This is a genomic window from Parafilimonas terrae (genome assembly GCF_900115755.1).
Taxonomy (GTDB): Bacteria; Bacteroidota; Bacteroidia; order Chitinophagales; family Chitinophagaceae; genus Parafilimonas; species Parafilimonas terrae.
Window position 1 is genome coordinate 13,658 of the sequence record NZ_FOXQ01000001.1, and the last position, 20,045, is coordinate 33,702.

At 39.6% G+C, this 20,045-nt stretch carries 11 protein-coding genes; 5 read left to right on the top strand and 6 right to left on the bottom strand.

Annotation, left to right across the window (positions count from 1 at the left end):
• Positions 1-184: 184 nt before the first annotated feature.
• From BM015_RS00060 to BM015_RS00070, 3 genes are all read left to right on the top strand, one after another.
• Positions 185-3,436, top strand: a complete 3,252-nt coding sequence (locus BM015_RS00060; protein WP_090653380.1) for a SusC/RagA family TonB-linked outer membrane protein — start codon at positions 185-187, stop codon at positions 3,434-3,436.
• Positions 3,437-3,446: 10 nt separating this feature from the next.
• Positions 3,447-5,327, top strand: a complete 1,881-nt coding sequence (locus BM015_RS00065; RefSeq protein ID WP_090653381.1) for a RagB/SusD family nutrient uptake outer membrane protein — start codon at positions 3,447-3,449, stop codon at positions 5,325-5,327.
• An 88-nt stretch (positions 5,328-5,415) separates the two neighbouring features.
• Positions 5,416-8,751 carry a VCBS repeat-containing protein gene (locus BM015_RS00070; protein ID WP_090653382.1) on the top strand — a complete coding sequence of 1,112 codons (3,336 nt, stop codon included), beginning with the start codon at positions 5,416-5,418 and terminating at the stop codon, positions 8,749-8,751.
• A gap of 16 nt (positions 8,752-8,767) precedes the next feature.
• Here BM015_RS00070 and BM015_RS00075 read toward each other — a convergent pair whose 3' ends face one another.
• From BM015_RS00075 to BM015_RS00090, 4 genes are all read right to left on the bottom strand, one after another.
• Entirely contained in the window at positions 8,768-9,415 is a 648-nt protein-coding gene (locus BM015_RS00075; RefSeq protein WP_090653383.1) for an SDR family oxidoreductase, read from the bottom strand.
• A gap of 123 nt (positions 9,416-9,538) precedes the next feature.
• Positions 9,539-11,065 (bottom strand): Do family serine endopeptidase, encoded by a 1,527-nt coding sequence (locus tag BM015_RS00080; RefSeq protein ID WP_090653384.1) that lies wholly within the window; start codon positions 11,063-11,065, stop codon positions 9,539-9,541.
• Positions 11,066-11,239: 174 nt separating this feature from the next.
• A complete protein-coding gene (locus BM015_RS00085) occupies positions 11,240-11,596 on the bottom strand; it encodes a DUF4870 domain-containing protein (protein ID WP_090653385.1) in 357 nt (118 codons plus the stop codon).
• Between the two features lie 68 nt (positions 11,597-11,664).
• Positions 11,665-13,410 carry a discoidin domain-containing protein gene (locus BM015_RS00090; protein WP_245751153.1) on the bottom strand — a complete coding sequence of 582 codons (1,746 nt, stop codon included), beginning with the start codon at positions 13,408-13,410 and terminating at the stop codon, positions 11,665-11,667.
• Between the two features lie 291 nt (positions 13,411-13,701).
• Here BM015_RS00090 and BM015_RS00095 point away from each other — a divergent pair, with 291 nt between their 5' ends.
• Complete coding sequence (locus BM015_RS00095; RefSeq protein WP_090653386.1) at positions 13,702-14,151, top strand: hypothetical protein; 450 nt, start codon at positions 13,702-13,704, stop codon at positions 14,149-14,151.
• A gap of 462 nt (positions 14,152-14,613) precedes the next feature.
• Here BM015_RS00095 and BM015_RS00100 read toward each other — a convergent pair whose 3' ends face one another.
• Positions 14,614-15,714: a family 20 glycosylhydrolase gene (locus BM015_RS00100; RefSeq protein WP_090653387.1), complete on the bottom strand. Its 1,101-nt coding sequence runs from the start codon at positions 15,712-15,714 to the stop codon at positions 14,614-14,616.
• A gap of 279 nt (positions 15,715-15,993) precedes the next feature.
• Here BM015_RS00100 and BM015_RS00105 point away from each other — a divergent pair, with 279 nt between their 5' ends.
• Positions 15,994-18,840, top strand: coding sequence for a S8 family peptidase (locus BM015_RS00105; protein ID WP_090653388.1), 2,847 nt, complete (start codon positions 15,994-15,996; stop codon positions 18,838-18,840).
• Between the two features lie 198 nt (positions 18,841-19,038).
• Here the strand turns inward: BM015_RS00105 and BM015_RS00110 are convergent, their stop codons facing one another.
• On the bottom strand, positions 19,039-19,860 hold the full coding sequence (locus BM015_RS00110; protein ID WP_090655067.1) for a M57 family metalloprotease: 822 nt from the start codon (positions 19,858-19,860) through the stop codon (positions 19,039-19,041).
• Between the last annotated feature and the right edge of the window lie 185 nt (positions 19,861-20,045).

Genomic DNA, 20,045 nt, shown 5'->3' on the forward strand with positions numbered 1-20,045 from the left:
AAAATAAAAGTGAAAAATACATTTAAATATTTTTGTTTCTTTTAACGCTTCTTTTATATTTGATTAACATTTCTGAAGATTGCTTTAATTCTGAAATTGTATTGCTTGTATTGAAACGCTTACTTTTTATTATTTAAAGCCGACTTAGATTCACTATTCATAAACCAAAAAGAGCCAAGCCACCATGAAAAATTTTACATCTAAAAAGACAAAAAGCTTCTTTTTAGCATTCGTACTCTTGTTTTATGCAGGTGCTGCATTGCATGCCCAAAATGTATTTGTAAAAGGACATGTAGCCAACGAAAAAGCGGAAGACGTGCCCAATATTTCCGTGTTAGTAAAGGGAACAACTAATGGGGCAACAACAGATGATAACGGAGATTATTTAATACGAGTGCCAGACAGTAATGCTGTGTTGACATTTTCGTCGATCGGTTATGAAACCCAGGAAATAAAAGTTGGGAAACAATCCACCATAAATATCGTATTAAAAACTGCTGAAGCAGGTAAATTAAGCGAGGTAGTAGTGGTAGGTTATGGCACCCAAAAAAAGGTGACTGTTACAGGGGCCGTAGCACAGGTAAAGGGTGCTGAACTGGAGAAGTCACGTGTGGTAAACTTATCCAACTCTTTGTCAGGACGATTACCCGGTGTTACTACGATTCAATCCAGCGGGGAGCCCGGTTACGATGGATCTTCTATACGCATACGCGGTTCAAATACTTTTGGCAACAGTTCCGCATTAATAGTAATTGACGGTATTCCCGACCGTGTAGGCGGTCTTGATCGTATTAACCCCGCCGATGTGGAAAGTTTTTCTGTCTTAAAAGATGCTTCTGCCGCTATTTATGGTGCCAGGGCTGCTAACGGCGTAATCTTAATAACTACCAAGCGCGGAAAAAGTGGAAAACCGTCTTTGTATTATGAATTTAACCAGGGATGGGCGCAGCCAACTGTAATTCCAAAGCTGATGAATGCGCCCCAATATGCCACTGTTATTAATGAATTAAAAGTATTTGATAACATACCGTCAAATGAATGGGGAGCAGCCTGGGAGGCTTTTAAAACAAATGGCATTTATACAAGTGCCAACGGAGACGAGCTTACAGCTACATTCAGCCCCAGCGACATACAAAAGTTTAGTGACGGCTCTGATCCGTGGGGCCACCCAAATACGGATTGGTTTGGAGATGCATTAAAAGACTGGTCGCCACAGTCAAAGCATACAGTACAATTAAGTGGCGGTTCAGAATCTGTAAGATACCTGGCTTCGCTAGGTTATACAAACCAGGACGGATACTATAAAAATTCAGCTACGGGTTACAAGCAATATGATCTTCGCATAAACCTGGATGTTAAGGTAAATAAATATATAAATGTCCAATTCGGCGTAATGGGCCGTGAAGAATACCGGTTCTTTCCAACAGAGAGCGCTGGTTCAATATTCCGTATGCTGATGAGAGGTAAGCCAACTACGCCTGAAATATGGCCAAACGGATTGCCAGGCCCTGATATTGAGAACGGTCAGAACCCGGTTGTTATTACTACCAATCAAACGGGGTATGATCGCGACAAACGCGATTATCTGCAAACAAACGGAAAACTTGAAATCAATATCCCGGGTGTTGAAGGCCTGAAAATAAGTGGTACAGCATCACTTGATAAAACATATTATAACAGGAAGTTATGGCAAACGCCCTGGTACCTGTATTTCTGGGATGGAGCAACCTATGAAGATGACGGAACAACGCCTTTTCTCACAAAATCAGTAAGGTCAACATACACAGATCCAAGGTTAACTCTTACCAACAGGACAGACCTAAATATATTATTGGGTGGAATGATTAACTATGACAAAAAGTTTGGCAATCATACCATTAATGCATTAGCCGCTGTAACAAGAGAAACTATAAACAGCGAAAATTTCAATGCCTTCCGCAGGTATTTTATCTCTTCTTCAATAGACCAGCTTTTTGCAGGTGGTGATGACCTGAAAGATAACAGTGGCGGTGCCTATGAACGTGCCCGTTTAAGTTATTTCGGCCGTGTAGCCTATAACTATAAAGAAAAATATCTGGCAGAATTATTATGGCGTTATGATGGCTCTTATATATTTCCTCCCGGTTCACGCTTCGGATTTTTCCCGGGTATAATGGCCGGATGGAATATATCCCAGGAACCTTTCTTCCAGGATAATGTGAAGTTTATGGACTTTTTAAAGCTCAGGGCTTCTTATGGACAAATGGGTAACGACCAGGTTTGGCTTCGCAGCAGCTTTGCAGATGGCGGCTCACTGGCAGAATATGCTTATTTATCCACCTATGGTTTTTCTACTTTTATTTTAAACGACCAGGTGCAGAAAACCTTATACGAATCTGTTCTGGCTAATCCGAATTTCACATGGGAAAGGGCAAAGAATTTTGATGTTGGTTTGGAAGGTGCTTTATTAAACAATAAATTAAGTTTTGAGTTTGATTATTTCCATAACAGGAGAACCAATATACTCTGGCAAAGGAGCGGTTCAACACCTGGCAGCGCCGGCATTACCCTGCCTCCGGAAAATTTCGGTATCGTTGCGAACCAGGGATGGGAATTCAAGCTTACTTATGCAGGCGGCTCAAAAGATTTCAGGTATTCATTTAGTGTAAACGGCGGCTATGCTAAGAATAAAATCATTTATTTTGATGAACCACCAGGCGCACCTTACTGGCAGTTTGCTACCGGCAAAGGATTTGGTACCAACGATGCCAACTATCTCGCCTATCAATATGATGGAGTTTTCAGAGACCAGTCAGAAATAGATAAAAACACTATTGATTACAGTGGAGTAACGAATGAGCTCCGTCCTGGCGATATGAAAATTAAAGATATTGGCGGTGTGGATGCAGAGGGTAACCCTGTGCTTAAACCCGATGGAAAAATAGATGGTTTCGACAGGATAAGGTTGGATAAAAACAGGGATCCCAAGTTTACAGGAGGTATTAATATTAGCCTGAGTTATAAAAGTTTTGATCTTGCTATTTTATTCCAGGGTGCAACCGGGGGATTACTGTTCATAGGCACAGAATCAGGCGATATAGGCAACTATCTTCAATATAGCTGGAATCATCGCTGGAGCATAGATAACCCAAGCAGCGTTGATCCGCGTTTGGCTAACCGCGGCGCTCTTTATTATGCAGGCGGCGCTTATGGCTTAAATACATATTGGCTGAGAAGCAGCAACTATTTTCGACTTAAAAATGTGGAAATAGGATATAATATGCCAACTTCACTAAGCAGTAAGGCTGGCATCAGCAATCTTAGAATATATGTCAATGGTTACAATTTGTTAACCTGGGATAAAATGGGGATATATGATCCCGAATCAACCAGCGGTAGTGGCCAGTATTATCCACAATCAAGAGTAATTAATACTGGTATTAGAGTAACCTTTTAAATTCATTTTTATGCTAAGAAAATTAATTTCCTATTTAATTATAATTGCTTTGGTTGTATTCATATCATCCTGCAATAAAAAGTTTTTGAATACTGAACCGCTAGACCGTGTATCCGCAGATGTTACATGGACAGATGCTGCACTTGCCACAGCTTTTATTAATGGAGTTTATAATGACAATAATACGCAGGGCCTTGGTATGGGTGGTTTTGATGAGGAAATGCTTGCTTCCATGACGGATGAAGCCATTTTTACCCATGCGGGCAGGGGTTATAATATTATGAATGAGGGTTTGCTAAGCCCCGATAACCAGGGAAAAACTGCTGCTACTTATGAATGGAGCGTGATGTTCAAAAAAATAAGGGCCGCAAACCTGGGTTTGGAAAATCTGCGTACCGCTACTTTTGATGACGAAGACCTGAACAAACGCTTACAGGGTGAGTGCCATTTTTTACGCGCTTATTATTACCAGCAGTTGCTGCGTTTTTATGGCGGGGTACCTATCATTGACCATACTTACGGCCTGGGTGAAGATTATACAATAGCAAGGAACAGTTATGAAGATTGTGTGAACTTTATACTGATGGATTGCGACAGTGCTGCTCTGCTGCTGGATGGCAGGGATATGGAAAAAGGCCGGGCTTCAAAAATTGCGGCGCTGGCACTTAAATCAAGGGTTTTATTATATGCGGCAAGCGACCTGCATGATATTCCTACCGCTAAAGCAAAGTCTTCAGTTATTTCAGCTTATGCCAATCCTGAATTATTAGGCTATACTACTGGGGACCGCAGGGCCCGCTGGCAGGCAGCCAAGGATGCCGCCAAAGCAGTGTTAGATCAGGGTGGCGGCGGCTACAGGTTAAATTATGCTTCACCTGCACCTGCAGATGAAGCTACACAGAATTATATATCTATATCAATGGGTGGGGCAAGCAAAGCGCCGGGTGTGGATCCGGCAGCAGGAGTCGAACTCTTATTTGCCCGGTACTTTGTTCCTGAAAAAGATGAATATTCCGGTATGTACACCGGCCTTTGTAATGGGCCTAATGGTTATCACAACTGGGCTGGCAATACACCTATACAGGAACTAGTTGATGATTATGAAATGATGGACGGATCAAAATTCAGTTGGAGTAATTCTGAAGAAAAAACACATCCTTACAACAATCGCGATCCAAGATTTTACGCCTCTATTTTATATGATGGTTCAGATTGGAAACCGAGGAATTTAATATCAGGTAATGTAGATCCTGCTAACCAGATACAAACAGGATCTTATGAAGTGGCAGGCGGCTTTATTGCCGGATTGGATACCAGGCAAAGCTCTATTGAAGATTGGAATGGTAGCTGGACCGGATATTATGTAAGAAAGTTTATCGACCCCGACCCTAATATAGTTGATAATACCACAAGGGCTTATGTTCCATGGCCATTTTTCAGATATACAGAAGCCGTGTTTAATTATGCGGAAGCCTGCATTGAACTTGGAGAGTATGACGAAGCGAAAACATGGTTAAATAAGATCCGGTACAGGGCTGGTATGCCGGCTATTACGGAAACAGGCGATGCTTTGCGGCAACGCTACCGGAATGAGCGTCGCATTGAACTGGCATATGAAGACCAGCGCTATCATGATGCCCGGCGATGGATGATTGCAGCTGAAACATTGGGAAGAAAAACAGTTTATATTAACGTGATCGGCAAATTGAAACCGGGACAAACGGCCCCCGTTCCTTACAGGCACGATGAAACGAAATACGATTATACTTACACACCTACGGTGGTAAATGCCCTTGAAAACCGCACCTGGGTTGATAAAATGTATTTTAGGCCTATAAGCAGGGATGAAAAGAACCGAAACGATAAGCTTATCCAAAATCCTGGTTACTAATTACAATATTTCTATTTTTTAAAGTCAGTGCCGGCAACATGCCGGCACTGACTTTAAGTTTATATATCTTTCCATCCTAATTTTTTTCATGCGCTATTTGTTTATTTTCCTGCTTACCGTACTGGCTGTTTTTATTTTACAAAGCTGTTCATACAATACACAAAACGACAACACAGAAGCTGCTTCAATAAATGGAAAGCCATTATTTGAATTATTGCCCGCTGAGAAAACGCAAGTAAATTTCAACAACCAGATTGAAGAGACGCTCAACATGAACGTGCTCATGTATGAATATTACTATAATGGCGGTGGTGTTGCAGTGGGAGATATTAATGGCGACGGACTGGATGATATTTATTTTTCAGGCAATGTGGTTGATAACAGGTTGTATTTAAATAAAGGCAATATGCAATTCCAGGATATTACGGCTAATGCTGCTGTTGCAGGCAGGCCCGGCCCTTGGAAAACAGGTGTGTGCATGGTTGATATAAACGGTGATGGAAGGCTCGATATCTATGCCTGCCATTCAGGAATGTTGCCCAGCGCGAAAAGAACAGATGAGCTTTTTATAAATGATGGAAATGATGCTGCAGGCATTCCGCATTTTACCGAGCAAGCCGCCAAATACGGCCTGGCTGATACAGGTTTCAGCACGCAGGCTTTCTTTTTTGATTATGACCGCGATGGCGATCTTGATATGCTGTTATTGCATCACAATCCTAAAAACCTGCCTGTACTAAACCCCGAACAAACAGCATTATTATTAAACCAGCCAAATGATGCCATAGGATTGAAACTGTATAAAAATGATAATAATCATTTTACAGATGCCACGCTTGCAGCGAAACTTAACAGCAGCGCATTAAGTTATGGCCTGGGCGCCGGCATTGCTGATATTAACGGCGATGGATGGCCCGACATGTATATTTCCAACGATTATGGCGTTCCTGATTTCTTATATATCAACAATAAAAACGGAACATTCAGCAACGAAATTCAAAACTTCATGGGGCATATTTCTAATTTCTCCATGGGGAATGATGTTGCAGATGTTAATAATGATTGCCTGCCCGATATTATTACGCTTGATATGCTGCCGGAAGAAAATCACCGGCAGAAAACTTTGTTTATGCCGGATAATTATGAAAAATTTGATGTGCTTCTACAATCCGGCTTTTATTACCAGTATATGCGCAATATGCTCCAGGTAAATAATGGTAATAATACTTTTAGTGAAGCAGGACAAATTGCAGGCATATCTAATACTGACTGGAGCTGGACGCCGCTGTTTGCAGACTTTGATAACGACGGATGGAAAGATTTGTTTGTTACAAACGGTTATCTGCGTGATTATACAGACCTGGATTTTATCACCTATCTCAACCAGGTGGAACAGTCCAATACAAGGTTAAACAGGGAAGATCTTTTGAATATGATTGAAAAAATGCCTGCATCCAATATTGAAAATTACCTCTTTAAAAATAACGGGCTTGTTTTCTCAAATGTTAGCAAAGCATGGGGCATAAACATACCATCTAACAGCACCGGCGCTGTTTATGCAGACCTTGATAATGATGGCGATCTTGATCTTATTGTAAACAATATAAACCTGCCTGCCTTTATTTACAGCAATACAGAAAGTAATAATTCTAACAATCATTATCTCACTGTAAAACTCAACGGGGAAAATAAAAATACTGCGGGTATTGGCGCAAAGCTTACAGCCTGGCGCAAAGGCAAAAAGCAATATATAGAGCAACAACCATCACGTGGATACCAGTCAAGCGTTTCAACTCTTTTGCACTTTGGTTTGGGAGAAGATAATATTGTTGATTCATTGCGTATAGTGTGGCAAAGCGGTAAACAACAGGTGCTGACAGGTGTCAAATCCAATCAAACACTAATATTAAATGAAAAAGATGCAAAAGATATCTATCATCCTGAAACACCGGCTAAAGCTTTATTTATCGAAATAAAATCTCCCATTAATTATACCGATGCAACACCTGATATTAATGATTTTAAACGTCAGCCTTTACTAACAAATCCGCTTTCTTTTTCCGGCCCCTGCATGGCAAAAGCTGATATAAATAATGATGGCCTTGAAGATATTTATATTGGTGGCGGAAATGGCCAGCCTGGCGCTATATTCCTTCAGCAAAAAAGCGGAATCTTTAATAAAACATCGCAACCTGCTTTTGATGCAGATAAACAAAGTACCGATGCGGACGCTGCTTTTTTTGATGCCAACGGAGACGGGTTTACTGATCTGTATGTGGCCAGCGGCGGCTATAACAATTTTTTGCCGGACGATATTTTGCTGACCGATAGGTTATATATGAATGATGGCAAAGGCAATTTTATAAAAGCGCCTGGCGCCCTGCCTGAAATGCGTGTAAGCAAAAGTTGTGTGCGCATAGCAGATGTGAATGGCGACGGCCATCCCGATGTATTTGCAGGCGGCAGGGCGGTGCCGGGCAACTACCCTGAAACACCTACGAGCTATTTGCTCATCAATGACGGGAAAGGGCACTTTAAAGATGAAACGGCTTCACTTGCGCCTTCGCTTCAAAAAGCGGGAATGATAACAGATGCAGTATGGACTGACATTAATAATGACAGAAAGAACGATCTTATTGTAGTTGGGGAATGGATGCCTGTAACGGTTTTTATAAATGATAACGGCAAACTTGTAAATAAAACGAAAGATTATTTTGAAAAGGAGTATAGTGGTTTGTGGAATAAACTGCTTGTTGGTGATTTTAATAAAGATGGCAAACAGGATATTTTAATTGCTAATCAGGGTTTAAACAGTCAATGCAAGGCAACAGAGGATGAACCGGCTGAACTTTATTATAAAGATTTTGATGGTAACGGCACAATGGACCCCATACTTTGTTTCTATGTACAAGGCAAAACTTATCCTTACATGTCGAGGGATGAACTGATAGCACAAATTCCTGATATGCAGAAAAAATTCACAGATTATAAAAGCTATGCCGATGCAACTATCAGTGATCTTTTTACAAAAAGTGAACTCAGAAATGCTGGTCATTTAAAACTGAATTGTTTAAAAACGGTATTATTTGAAGGCAGTGCTGATGGAAAATTCAAGGAAAAAGAACTGCCTTTACAGGCGCAGTATTCGCCGGTATTTACTATTACGGCTTTTGATTATGATAAAGACGGTAATGAAGATATTTTGCTTTGCGGCAATATAAATCATGCAAGGCTGCGGTTTGGAAAATTCGACGCCAATTATGGTGCATTGCTTCACAACGATGGTAAAGGAAATTTTGAGTATGTGCCGCAATATGTTTCTGGCTTTGATATTCGGGGCGATGTGCGCAGTGCTGCCATTATCAATAATACTTTGATATTTGGCATTAATGGAAGCGCGGTGAAAGCTTACAGTATGCCATAACAAAAGTTTTGAACAGTTAACTGCAATTGATAATCTGCCCCGTTGTATGGCTTGATTTTTCAGATAATAAAAAGGCTATCGTGTTAGCAATTTCTTCGTTCTGATTATTGCGGGCCAGTACAGCATTTACACGAATATTGTATTTTAATAATTCCACAGCCCATTCACGTGTTAGTGCTTTCACTCCGTCATTAACCGCCGCGTGAGCGTTATTACCGGCTTTGTTTTTTGCATCATTTGAAATGATATTTACAATAGCGCCTCTCGAAATTTTTAACGCGGGCAGTGCATGCTGCACAAGCAGGTAATGAGGTATAAAATTGCTATGAAGCAAAGTCATAAATTGTTCATGGCTGCCTGTTTCAAGCGTAATGCCGTTATTATCATCCACACTGTTCACTAATCCGAAAATGCCGCCTGTATATTTAAGTATTTTTTCAATTGCTGCCTTGCAGGCTTCAGGGTTTGAAAGCGTTGCGGCAACATGCAGGTATTTACCGCCGGTAGGGATAGCTGTTTCGGTAATTTTTAAATTGCCCGTTTCACTGGCATTGATTGCTACGGGAACTGCTCCTTCTGCCGCCAGCATACTTATTAAATGTTCATCTAAGTTGCCGGCTGTTCCTGAAACAATAATGGTTTTATCTTTTAAATTCAAATCCATATAAAATAAGCAGATTAGTTTTTAGCAACAAACCGCCAAAGCCTCTAAGATATTTTTTATCTATTAATAACAATAAAAAAACCGCTTAACAGCGGTTTTTTTATTCGATATAAACTTATGCAACTAAGGATTGCTTTCATAATCATCATTATCGGAGCCACCAAGCGTTAACGGATAACCATAGGTTCCATCATAACCCGGATAAATACCTTCAAGCCTGATGGTACCGCTGGAATTACCTAAAACATTTTTAAGGTCATCAACAGAATTTACATCCTGCCCATCAACACTTGTTATAATAAACCCTTCCTGTATGCGTGTGTTTTTCAGTAACCCACTGCCTATTTTTTGCACCTGAACACCGCCGGAAATATCATTCTTTTTAGCGGTTTCTTTATCAACGTTTACCAGTGTGCCACCAAGAGCATCAAAAGCTGAAGATGCGTTATTTTTTACAACTTCATAATTGCCGGATTTATTCTTTAAGGTGAGGGAAATAGTATTTTCCTTGCCACTTCTTACATAAGTCAGATTTATTTTATCACCGGGTTTGTAGCGGGCTATTTGTTCCTGCAGTTCAGATCCTGAATGTACGCTTACATCATTCAGTTTGGTAATAAAGTCTCCTTTCTGAACGCCGGCAGCTTTGGCTGCGCCGTCTGTTGCAACGCCGGTAACATAAATGCCGGGCCCTTCTTTAACACCCATTGCTTTCTTCTGTTCGTCAGAAGCATTGTCGGGAATATAATTTATACCGATATAAGCCCTTTGAACCGCACCAAATTTAATAAGGTCATTCACTGCCTTTTTTACAATGTTTACGGGTATTGCATAAGAATAACCAGCATAAGAGCCTGTAGGTGAAGCAATGGCGGAATTTATACCGATTAATTCGCCGGTTGTATTAATTAAAGCGCCGCCGCTGTTGCCGGGGTTTACCGCAGCATCTGTTTGAATAAAAGATTCAATAGCACGGTCGCTTTTATTAATGCCGATGCTTCTTGCTTTTGCACTGATGATGCCGGCTGTTACCGTTACATCAAGATTAAGCGGGTAGCCAACGGCCATCACCCATTGGCCAAGCTTTACATCATCGCTGTTGCCCATTAACATGAAGGGCAAATTGTCAGCATCAATTTTAATTACGGCAAGGTCTGTATTAGGATCGGTGCCTATTATAGTTGCCTTGTAAGATTTGCGGTTGCTGAGTGTTACATTTATTTCACTGGCTCCGTTTACCACATGGTTGTTAGTAATAATGTAACCATCTTTGGTCATAATAACGCCGCTGCCGCTTGCCTGCTGATCGGGTGTGGAATAAGAACGCGGGCCACCAAAAAACTGGAAGAACGGATCATCATCGCCAAACATATCCCCAAACGGGCTCCTGCTTCTTGAAGAAACGGTTTTGCCTTTAATCTTTGTTTTTATATGAACTACTGCAGGAGTGGCAGATGTGGCCGCATCAGTAAAATCGGGAATACCGGCAGGTGTATTCTTATCAAAAAAGCCGGCATAGTTTACCGGTATTTTTCCATCGTTCTGTATCGTAACAGCATGGCTGCTCATCCATTTGCCATAACCCCAAATGCTTAATAAGGAAGTGGCTACGCTGATTGCAATTACCAGGAAAACGTTCTTTAATTTCATTTTCAGTAAATTTTTAAATTATTACATGTAAGGGCTCTCAATAAATATGCCTTTCTGATAGCAAAATAACAAACCTGTTTAAAAGTCAGTTCACAATGGAAATCCATTTAACAAAGATTTGACGAAGGTTGTCGTAGAATGAATTTTCACCAACAACTGCAATATTCGTTCACCTTACTTTATAAGCCTTATGCAAAAAGGATATTTGTAGAGTTTGCCTTCGCTGGCGCGGATGGTAGCTACAATAACCAGCACAGCACCGACCAGGCCAACAATCCACAGCAGCAATATACCAACTATTGTAATGAAGAGTATGAAGCAGATAATGAATAATGATATCTGGAAGTTGAGCGATTCTTTTGCATGATAAGCAACGAACGACGATTCATTTTTTTTGACAAGGTATATTACCAATGGCCCGAGTATAGGAAAAATAAAGGTTAATATATGCGCCAGTAATGCCATTGTTTTTTCATCGCTGGTTGGCGGAATTACAGGTAATTCATCGGTGCCTAATAAATCTTGTTGCATAAACAGGTTTTTCTTAAAGATAGATAAATAGCCCTTAAATGAAATTTAAATTGTTATGTATGGCAACATTATTCTACTTTAATTACCTGTGTTCTCGCACTCACCCCGTTTTCATTAATAGCTTCAATCTGGAAATAATAAGGCTTATCTTTTTCCATGGCCGAAAAATAATATTCGTTGGTATTGTACACCATAATACTGGTGTATAATTTATCGGGCGCAATGCCCGTATAAATGTTATATGCATAAGCATCATTGCTTAACTGCCATTTAAGCCAGCTGTTTCTTTTTTCACTATCACCACGCAATACAACAAAATGTTTAACGGTATCAGGTTTTGCGCCGCTGCCGTTTCCAAATACACGCAACCCGCTGATGGCAAATTTGCCATCGGCCATGTGAATGTTTTCAAGTTTTATATAACGGGCCAATGCCGGTGTGGGAAGTTCAACATATTCATGCGGCACATCGGTTTTATTATTGCTTTTATCAACCAAAATATTCCATGTTTTGCCATCCAATGATGCATATAATTTATACTGATGATAAATGGTTGTGCTTTTGCCCAGTATATCTGCATCCTGGTCGGCATAATTTACCTGGATGGCTTTTACCGTGTCAATGTTTCCCAAATCAGATTGAATCCATTCGCCTTTACCGGCTGTTTTAGCACACCAGTAAGTTTTAATGCTTTCATCCACTGCATTATTCGGCTCATAATTTCCAAAAGTGGATGAAACGGTAACAGGCTTGTTGTAGTTTAATAACATCCAGCCGGTAAAATTTCCTTTAATATGATCCTCATTTTTATATGATGGCAAATAAGTTGGGTAATCACCAAAAGCCGTATTGCAATACAGCACGTCATCTTTATCAAAACCGGCAGGCCATATACCAATACGGCGCTCAAAATTGTTTTTCACATTTACAATCATAGTGCTTACGTGCCACCAGTTTCCATACACATCCTGGTAGGTTGCGCCGTGGCCTGCACCTGTTGCAAAACCGCCGGGCTTAAATGAAAAAGGATTATGCGGCTGATAAGTGAATGGCCCAAGAGGTTTATCTCCAACATACACGCCATCGCCATAACCGCTGAATTCTGTGCCCGGCGCTCCATATTGCAAATAATATTTGTTATGATATTTCGTCATCCATGAGCCTTCAATGAAAGGTTTCAAAAAAGTATTATCATGATATTCGCCAAAACGTTCCCAGCCATGAATACTATCGTTCAAATGCAATAATTCTTTTCGCTCGCCAATGGGCTGAAATGTTTTCCTGTCAATTTCCTGCCCGTAAGTTGGATAGGTATTACTTGAGCCAAAATAGATGTACAATTTGCCATCATTATCTGCCAAAAACCCAGGGTCCCAGGCGCCTGCTTTGAATGAATCAACCAATGGCTTCCAGTCATCAACAGTTGGATTGGTGCTCATCCATAAAGTAAAAGCCTGTGTATAGGTAGAACCAATAACAATCATGGTATCATGCAATACAACCACAGCAGGTGCACATAATTCATCATATACATTCGCATCGGGCTTTAAAAATTTTCGCGGAATAAATTTCCAGTTGAGCATATCATTACTCCACCAATAACCCCATTGATTGGTAGAGAACAAAAAATATTTATCCTTATATAAAACAATAACCGGATCGGCTGTTGCCCGGTGCCTGCCCTGCTCAGAAAAATTGGGAATAGGCGTAAAACCGTAATCTATATTAACAGGGTTGCAATAAGTCTTTTGCTGTGCATGCAATGAAGAGGTTAGTAAAACAAAAACCAGTAAGACAAATTTTCTGTTCATCATAGTAAATAATTTATAGATGACATTAATTGCAGGCCAAATTCCCATGCTAAATGTATTGTGAATTTATAATAAGCAGGCTTATTATACGGGCTTATTCCAGCTTTATTTTATTCAAAAGCTTGCAGGATTTTCATAAGCGTTTTTCCCAATTCCGAATTCTTCCTATGCCAGGCAATCAACTGTTGAACCTGGTCAACTAAAATATTCAAATAATCCTGTTTTATGTTTACTTTTAGAAAGGATTCACCGTCCAAATAACCATCTTATTGCTAACAATAAAAAAACACCACTATGGCATTCTTTGATTTCCTTCACATCTTTACCGATTTATTCAATGCTGCAGAAAAAGCATGGAAAAAATTAGAACCTACCGTACAGGATGCATTGCTTGATGGCTCAGGCATTATAAATGTAATAAGCCAGAATTTAGAGGCTACGCCGGATGAATTATTTGAGCTTATTCAGAAAAAATTTCCCAATATATCAAAGCAGAAATTAGCTGAAGGTTTAAATAAAGTAAGTGATGGCTTTAAGCTTTCACAGGATATTGAAACGCCGGACTTGCTCACTACTGTTAAAAATTTGCAGACTTATTTTTCCGGCCTTCATGGCAAATTCTGGGAAAGCGCCACTTCAATTGCGGCGCAGGTACTTTCTACAATTTTCTCACCGGACGATACACCGTTTGGAAAAATTTCAACGCTGATTGAATTTGTGTACAGGAAGAAGATAAAGAAATAAGCCGCTGTTGCATTAACAGTAATATGAAGTTTATATAGCGAATGGTGAGTTGTCAGTTCTAAGTAAAGTATGGCTTCTGCTTTTAACTTACAACTCACGATTCACTCAAGGCCGCCTATCTTTTAAAGCGGTACACCATTAACACCATCGCCTGTCAATGCACCCAAATTTTTATTCGTTTGGCAACACCATTATTTCTCTGTGTTGGATATCAGCATTTACTTTTTTCGGTAATTGACGACAGCAGTTGCGCTGTTTCATTAAACACTGTTTCAAAGTAAGGTTTTTTCGTCCAGTCAATTACTCGATGCTGCTTACAAATCATGCATAAAGCCTGTTAACTATTCTACCTATTAACCATTCAACTTATCAAATTAATTTACATTACAAAGCAGCCATTCCTCATGGCAACCACATAAGAAAATATGTTGATTAATTGACTGGCTGATAAAAGTTAGTTAATTATAAACTATCTATTATGTTATACATATCAACAAAACATTTCCAGTCGGTATTATTGCTGCCATCGCGGCCCGGTGTTTTATTATAAAAGCCATCCAAAAAGCTGGCGGCACTATTCCACACTGTTTGCATCATGCCATAAAAATGCGGCTGCATTTCTTTTGTTGCAGTTTTCCTGAAGTTGATCATATCGTTGGTTTGCTGCACCGCAACAGCAGGCCGGTTCCAGGGGCAGGTAATCACATTCAATCCTTTCATGGCAAAATAAACCGGTGTTTTATCTGCACGCTCATAATGCCAGTCGCAGATAACAACATCTTTCGGTATCATATCTACTGCCCTGTAAGTATTATTATAGCTCGCTTCCCACCCTCCTATGCCGGTGGTTTTACCATCAATCAGGCGGTCGCCCCAAATCCATAAACGACGGTTCTTTTGAGCGAGGTGGTCATTTATCAAACGCACTTCATTTGCAAACAACTCTGCTTTATCCCTGCCGCCGCAGCGCGGGCATTGCTTGTCACCTAAATAAAAAACCTCGTCCATACCTGCATGAAAAGATGTTGCCTGGAAAGCATCACATATTTCATCTACAATATCAAACACAATCTTATGCACTCCAGGGTGCAAAGGGCAATAACTTTTGCAATAAAGATTATCGGCATTCGGCCATTTATATTGCTCAGGCATTTTCACATTTGGCGTTTCATCAAACTCCGGATAAACGGCAAGCAGCTTTCCCGTTTTATTTGCCCAGGACTGATGACCCAAAAGGTTTACCTGCGGAATGAGATCAATGTTATGTTTACGGCAGGCAGCCACCAGTTTATCAATATCCTTTTTTGACAGGCCATTACTGTCTGCGAGTTCAGGATGCGATTTATATTGATAATCGTAATCAATGCGCAGGATCAATGTATTTACTTTGCGTGTTGCCAGTTCTTCGTTAATGAACTTAATAAAACGGTCAACATCTTTTGGTGCTGGTGCAGCTATGCAAAAACCGCGAACCGGCAATAAACTGTCAGGCGAAGATTGTTGTGCATTCAATGAAAGCAATAAAAAACAGGCAGGCAAAAGCAGAAGCATAACTTTTTTCATAGCGATAAATATAGCAATAATAAATGCATTCAATACTCAATCACCGCCGTTTTTTATAGTATTGAATAAAGCCGTTTGGAACAGGAACTTAAATTCCTAATTATACTTCAAAGCAGTTAATACGGCCTTACATTATTTATATGGCAAACAAATTTATGCAGGCAATTTTCTGAATTTTCTAATCCTGTTTCAATTGAAAAAATTGTGTACTAAAAATTACATGCGATATTTTATTTTCTCAGCATAAATTGCATTTTTCAATTTTTGAAAACCGGCTGAATGGCATTTTGCAGAAAAAAAAGAAAAAGCATTATAAAGCTTATACCGCTCCTGTTAATATTCAGCCTGCTTCAGCAAAAAATTTTATCGCAAAACAATGATGAAGCAATAAAGGCGGCTTATTCGCTACAAGCAGAAAAGCCTGGTTTAAAAAACAGTTACACGGCTTTTCTTATCAAGTTAAATAAAGATGATGCAGAGAACTTTAAGAATAAGTTTCAACAAAAAATACTGCGCCAGGTAAATACACAATGGTTTGTTGTAAAAAATACTGATGTTGGCTTTAAGCAGTTTCATGTATTGGAATTATTGCGGGCCAATAATAAATTCAAGCTGTCTTCGCCTGCAGGTTTATCAAAGCTTACAACTTCCAAATTATATAAATGTATTGTTGAAGTAACAGACAGTATTCAGTTTAAAAGCGATATGCTTTCGTATAACAAACCGATACAATCTTCTTATAAAAACATATTTATTATAAAGACCAGCGCTTCATTTGTTGCTGACACTTTAATCAACCTGGATTATGTTATATCTGCGGATATAAAACCACAACAGCCAAAACCTGAAACAGTAATCAATGATTATGATAACAGTGAAAATGCTATCAATCTTTTTTTCAGTCAATATCCTTTAATTAATGGAAATGGCTTAACTGCCTCTGTGAAAGAAAATCTGTTTGACACAACAGATATTGATTTTAAGAACAGGTTTATACAATCAGGCCTGGAAGCCGATACCACATCAAGCCATGCCACAACCATGGCAACTTTAATTGCGGGTGGCGGCAACAGTTTTGAATCAGCCAAAGGCATTGCATGGGCATCATCCGTTGCTTCCTCTGATTTTACCAATCTTCTGCCCGATGATGACAGTTATTTTAATGAACACAATATTTCTGTACAAAATAATTCCTATGGTGTGGGCATTGAAAATTTTTATGGCGCAGATGCAGCAGCTTATGATCAAAGCGCCATTGATAATCCGTATTTGTTATATATTTTTTCAGCAGGGAATTCGGGAACAGGTACACCGGAAGATGGAAACTATAAAAACATAGAAGGCTTCTCCAATCTTACCGGCAGTTTTAAACAGGCAAAAAATATTCTTACCGTTGGTTCGGTTGATTCATTTTACAGGGTTGCATCCTTAAGCTCGAAAGGGCCGGCTTATGATGGCCGCATAAAACCGGAGCTTGTTGCTTATGGCAATGATGGCAGTTCGGGTGCAGCGGCAATTACATCCGGCGCTGTGCTTGCGGTGCAGTCGGCCTATCAATCTGTTCATCATGATTCATTGCCGCCAAATGCGCTCACAAAATCTATTATTATAAATAGTGCTGATGATGTTTATAATGCAGGCCCCGATTTTTATTCAGGCTTTGGCAATGTGAATGTGAACAACGCTGTTACAGATGCATTGGACAATAAATTTTTTTCAGATAATATTCGCCAGGATGAAATGAAAAGTTTTACAATCCATATTCCTGCAAATATTCATAATCTAAAGATCACGCTGGTTTGGAATGACGCAACCAATACGGCCAATGCCTTTAAAGCCCTGGTAAACGATCTTGATCTTTCGCTTGAAAATATAAATAACGGTATTGTTTACAAGCCATGGGTTTTAAATATAAATGCCGATAAAACCGCTTTATTAAGTAATGCCATAAGAGGCAGGGATAGTTTGAATAACGTGGAGCAAATAACCGTTTCCAAACCGGCTGAAGGCAATTATATTATTCATGTAAAAGGCCATAATATCCCGGCCGGCCCGCAATTATTTTATATTGCCTATACTTTTTATGCTGAAAATAATTTCACTTTTATCTCACCTGTCAGTAACAGTCATTTTATGCCTGAGGGTAAAAATATTTTCAGGTGGAGTTCAACATTCACATCAGCAAAAGGTAAGCTTGAATACAGTATCGATAAAGGCAACTCATGGCACACTATCAGCAGTAATATCAATCTTGCAAAAAAATATTTTGAATGGACGGCGCCGGATACAAATGTTGTTGCACTGGCACGCATCACCATTAATAATAAAATATTTTACAGCGATACTTTTGATATAAGCACGCAACCTTATCCTGTTGTTGGTTTCAGTTGCGGTGATTCGGCCTTAATTTCCTGGGATAAACAAAAAGGCATAGATGCATATACAATCTTCAGTCTTGGTGATAAATACCTGCAGCCAATAGCCACCACAAACGACACTTTTTATGTAGTAAAAAATGCACCTTCTGAATTTATTGCCGTTGCTCCTGTTTTAAATAATCATACCGGCATTAAAAGCTATACGTTTGATTATTCGGCACAGGGTGTTGGTTGTTACATAAGCAATTTCCTCGCCGACCCGGATGGAGATAATGCTTCCCTGAAATTATATTTAGGAACCACATTCAATATAAAAAATGCAGTCTTTCAGCAACTGGTTGCAGGCGTTTGGACAGGTATAAAAACAATTGAATCTATCAACACGCTTACGGTAAATTATGTTTCGCCAATGCAGCAGGGAATAAATCTTTACAGGGCTGTTATAACGCTTGATAATGGCAGTACAATTACAAGCAATGAAGCTTCGGTTAATTTTTTAAATAATACCCCATACATTATATATCCAAACCCTGCAGCAGCAAAGCAGGGCTTTTATATTTTATCTCAAAATATTTCTTCTTATACAATTGTATTATACGATGTGATGGGCAGGAAATTATTGCAGCAGAAAATAGCGCAGCAGCGGCAACGTGTAATCACATCCAATTTTGCAAAAGGAATTTACCTGGCCGTTATTTATGATGACAAAAACCATCCAGTTTTTAAAACGAAGATTGTAATAGATTAAGGCGCTGTTTGAATTGGTTAAAAACTTAAGCAGAGTTCTGTATTTATTTTTGTTTAGCCACAGATGCACAAATAAAAAGATCAGCATTAAAGTCTGTGCATCTGTGTCTGATAAACTTTTACCCTTTATGTTAGTTTAATAATAAAAAAACCACTGCGTTTATCCACAGTGGTTAAAACTATAATGCTTTTTATCTTCTTATTTATAGAGATAATTTAATGCAATTACATCATTAGGATTAAATGGCCTGTTTGTGCCGTCTGTACAGGCGAGCATCCAGCTTCCCGGGTCTTTTGGTGTTTTTTCCGTGCCGGGAATATAAACAGCGCCAACCCCTGCTTTACCTTCATTCCAGGGAAAAGTGAAGCCGCAACTATACCTGCGGTTTTTGTAATCTGTGTGCCTGAAACCAATTGTGTGCCCCATTTCATGCGCTATAACGGTAGCAAGCCATTGCACATCTGTATTGTTTGTAAAAGTGCCCTGGCGTGAATTTAAGGTAATGGGTGAAGCAGGGTTACCAGCTTTGTTGGGAAAGCCTGATGACTGGCCCAGTACGCCGCCGCCGCCAAGGTCTTTACCAATAATATCTATATCGCCAACGCCGCTAACTCTTTGAAACTTTATACGCAGGTTTAAAGCATTATACCTTGCAATGGCAGAATCTGTGGCCGCTGTAAAAAGCGCTACATTGTTAGGATAATTCATAGAGACCTTAATAGTACGGGGAAGTTTCTTTATTAAGTTGGTTGTGCGGTATTGTTCTTCTTCGCCAACACGAATATCAGGGCCAATGTTTGGCGTTGCACTTAATTGTTCGCTGGAAAGAAAAATATCGTTTTCAACAATGTAACCGCCGTCGCTTTTAATAACATTATCGGAGCTAAAACCCTGAGCCCTTATCTGGTTCAGAACTTCTTCAGGAATGCCATTGGCAGAATTGGATGGCTGGCTTTCTTTTTTGCACGAAAAAAGCAGCAGGCTTAAAGCGGCTGCGGAAAGAAACATGTTTAGTTTCATGGTGTGTGATTTAAATGAATGGATAATTAAAAAATTATTAGGAAGGTTATTGGTGTTATTATTTACTGACAAAAAGCCGTTAGGTTAAAAAGCAAACATGGATCACAAGAAAAAACGTAATAGCATTAGTCTTCATGGTTTTATTATTTACTGTTTGCAGAATATTAAATGAGAATTAAACGTGT

What these genes read in the sequence shown, in the direction of transcription:
- BM015_RS00095 (WP_090653386.1), top strand. Translation starts at nt 13,702, where the DNA reads ATGGCATTCTTTGATTTCCTTCACATCTTTACCGATTTATTCAATGCT.
- BM015_RS00110 (WP_090655067.1), bottom strand. Translation starts at nt 19,860, where the DNA reads ATGAAACTAAACATGTTTCTTTCCGCAGCCGCTTTAAGCCTGCTGCTT.
- BM015_RS00105 (WP_090653388.1), top strand. Translation starts at nt 15,994, where the DNA reads ATGGCATTTTGCAGAAAAAAAAGAAAAAGCATTATAAAGCTTATACCG.
- BM015_RS00065 (WP_090653381.1), top strand. Translation starts at nt 3,447, where the DNA reads ATGCTAAGAAAATTAATTTCCTATTTAATTATAATTGCTTTGGTTGTA.
- BM015_RS00085 (WP_090653385.1), bottom strand. Translation starts at nt 11,596, where the DNA reads ATGCAACAAGATTTATTAGGCACCGATGAATTACCTGTAATTCCGCCA.
- BM015_RS00060 (WP_090653380.1), top strand. Translation starts at nt 185, where the DNA reads ATGAAAAATTTTACATCTAAAAAGACAAAAAGCTTCTTTTTAGCATTC.
- BM015_RS00075 (WP_090653383.1), bottom strand. Translation starts at nt 9,415, where the DNA reads ATGGATTTGAATTTAAAAGATAAAACCATTATTGTTTCAGGAACAGCC.
- BM015_RS00080 (WP_090653384.1), bottom strand. Translation starts at nt 11,065, where the DNA reads ATGAAATTAAAGAACGTTTTCCTGGTAATTGCAATCAGCGTAGCCACT.
- BM015_RS00070 (WP_090653382.1), top strand. Translation starts at nt 5,416, where the DNA reads ATGCGCTATTTGTTTATTTTCCTGCTTACCGTACTGGCTGTTTTTATT.
- BM015_RS00100 (WP_090653387.1), bottom strand. Translation starts at nt 15,714, where the DNA reads ATGAAAAAAGTTATGCTTCTGCTTTTGCCTGCCTGTTTTTTATTGCTT.
- BM015_RS00090 (WP_245751153.1), bottom strand. Translation starts at nt 13,410, where the DNA reads ATGATGAACAGAAAATTTGTCTTACTGGTTTTTGTTTTACTAACCTCT.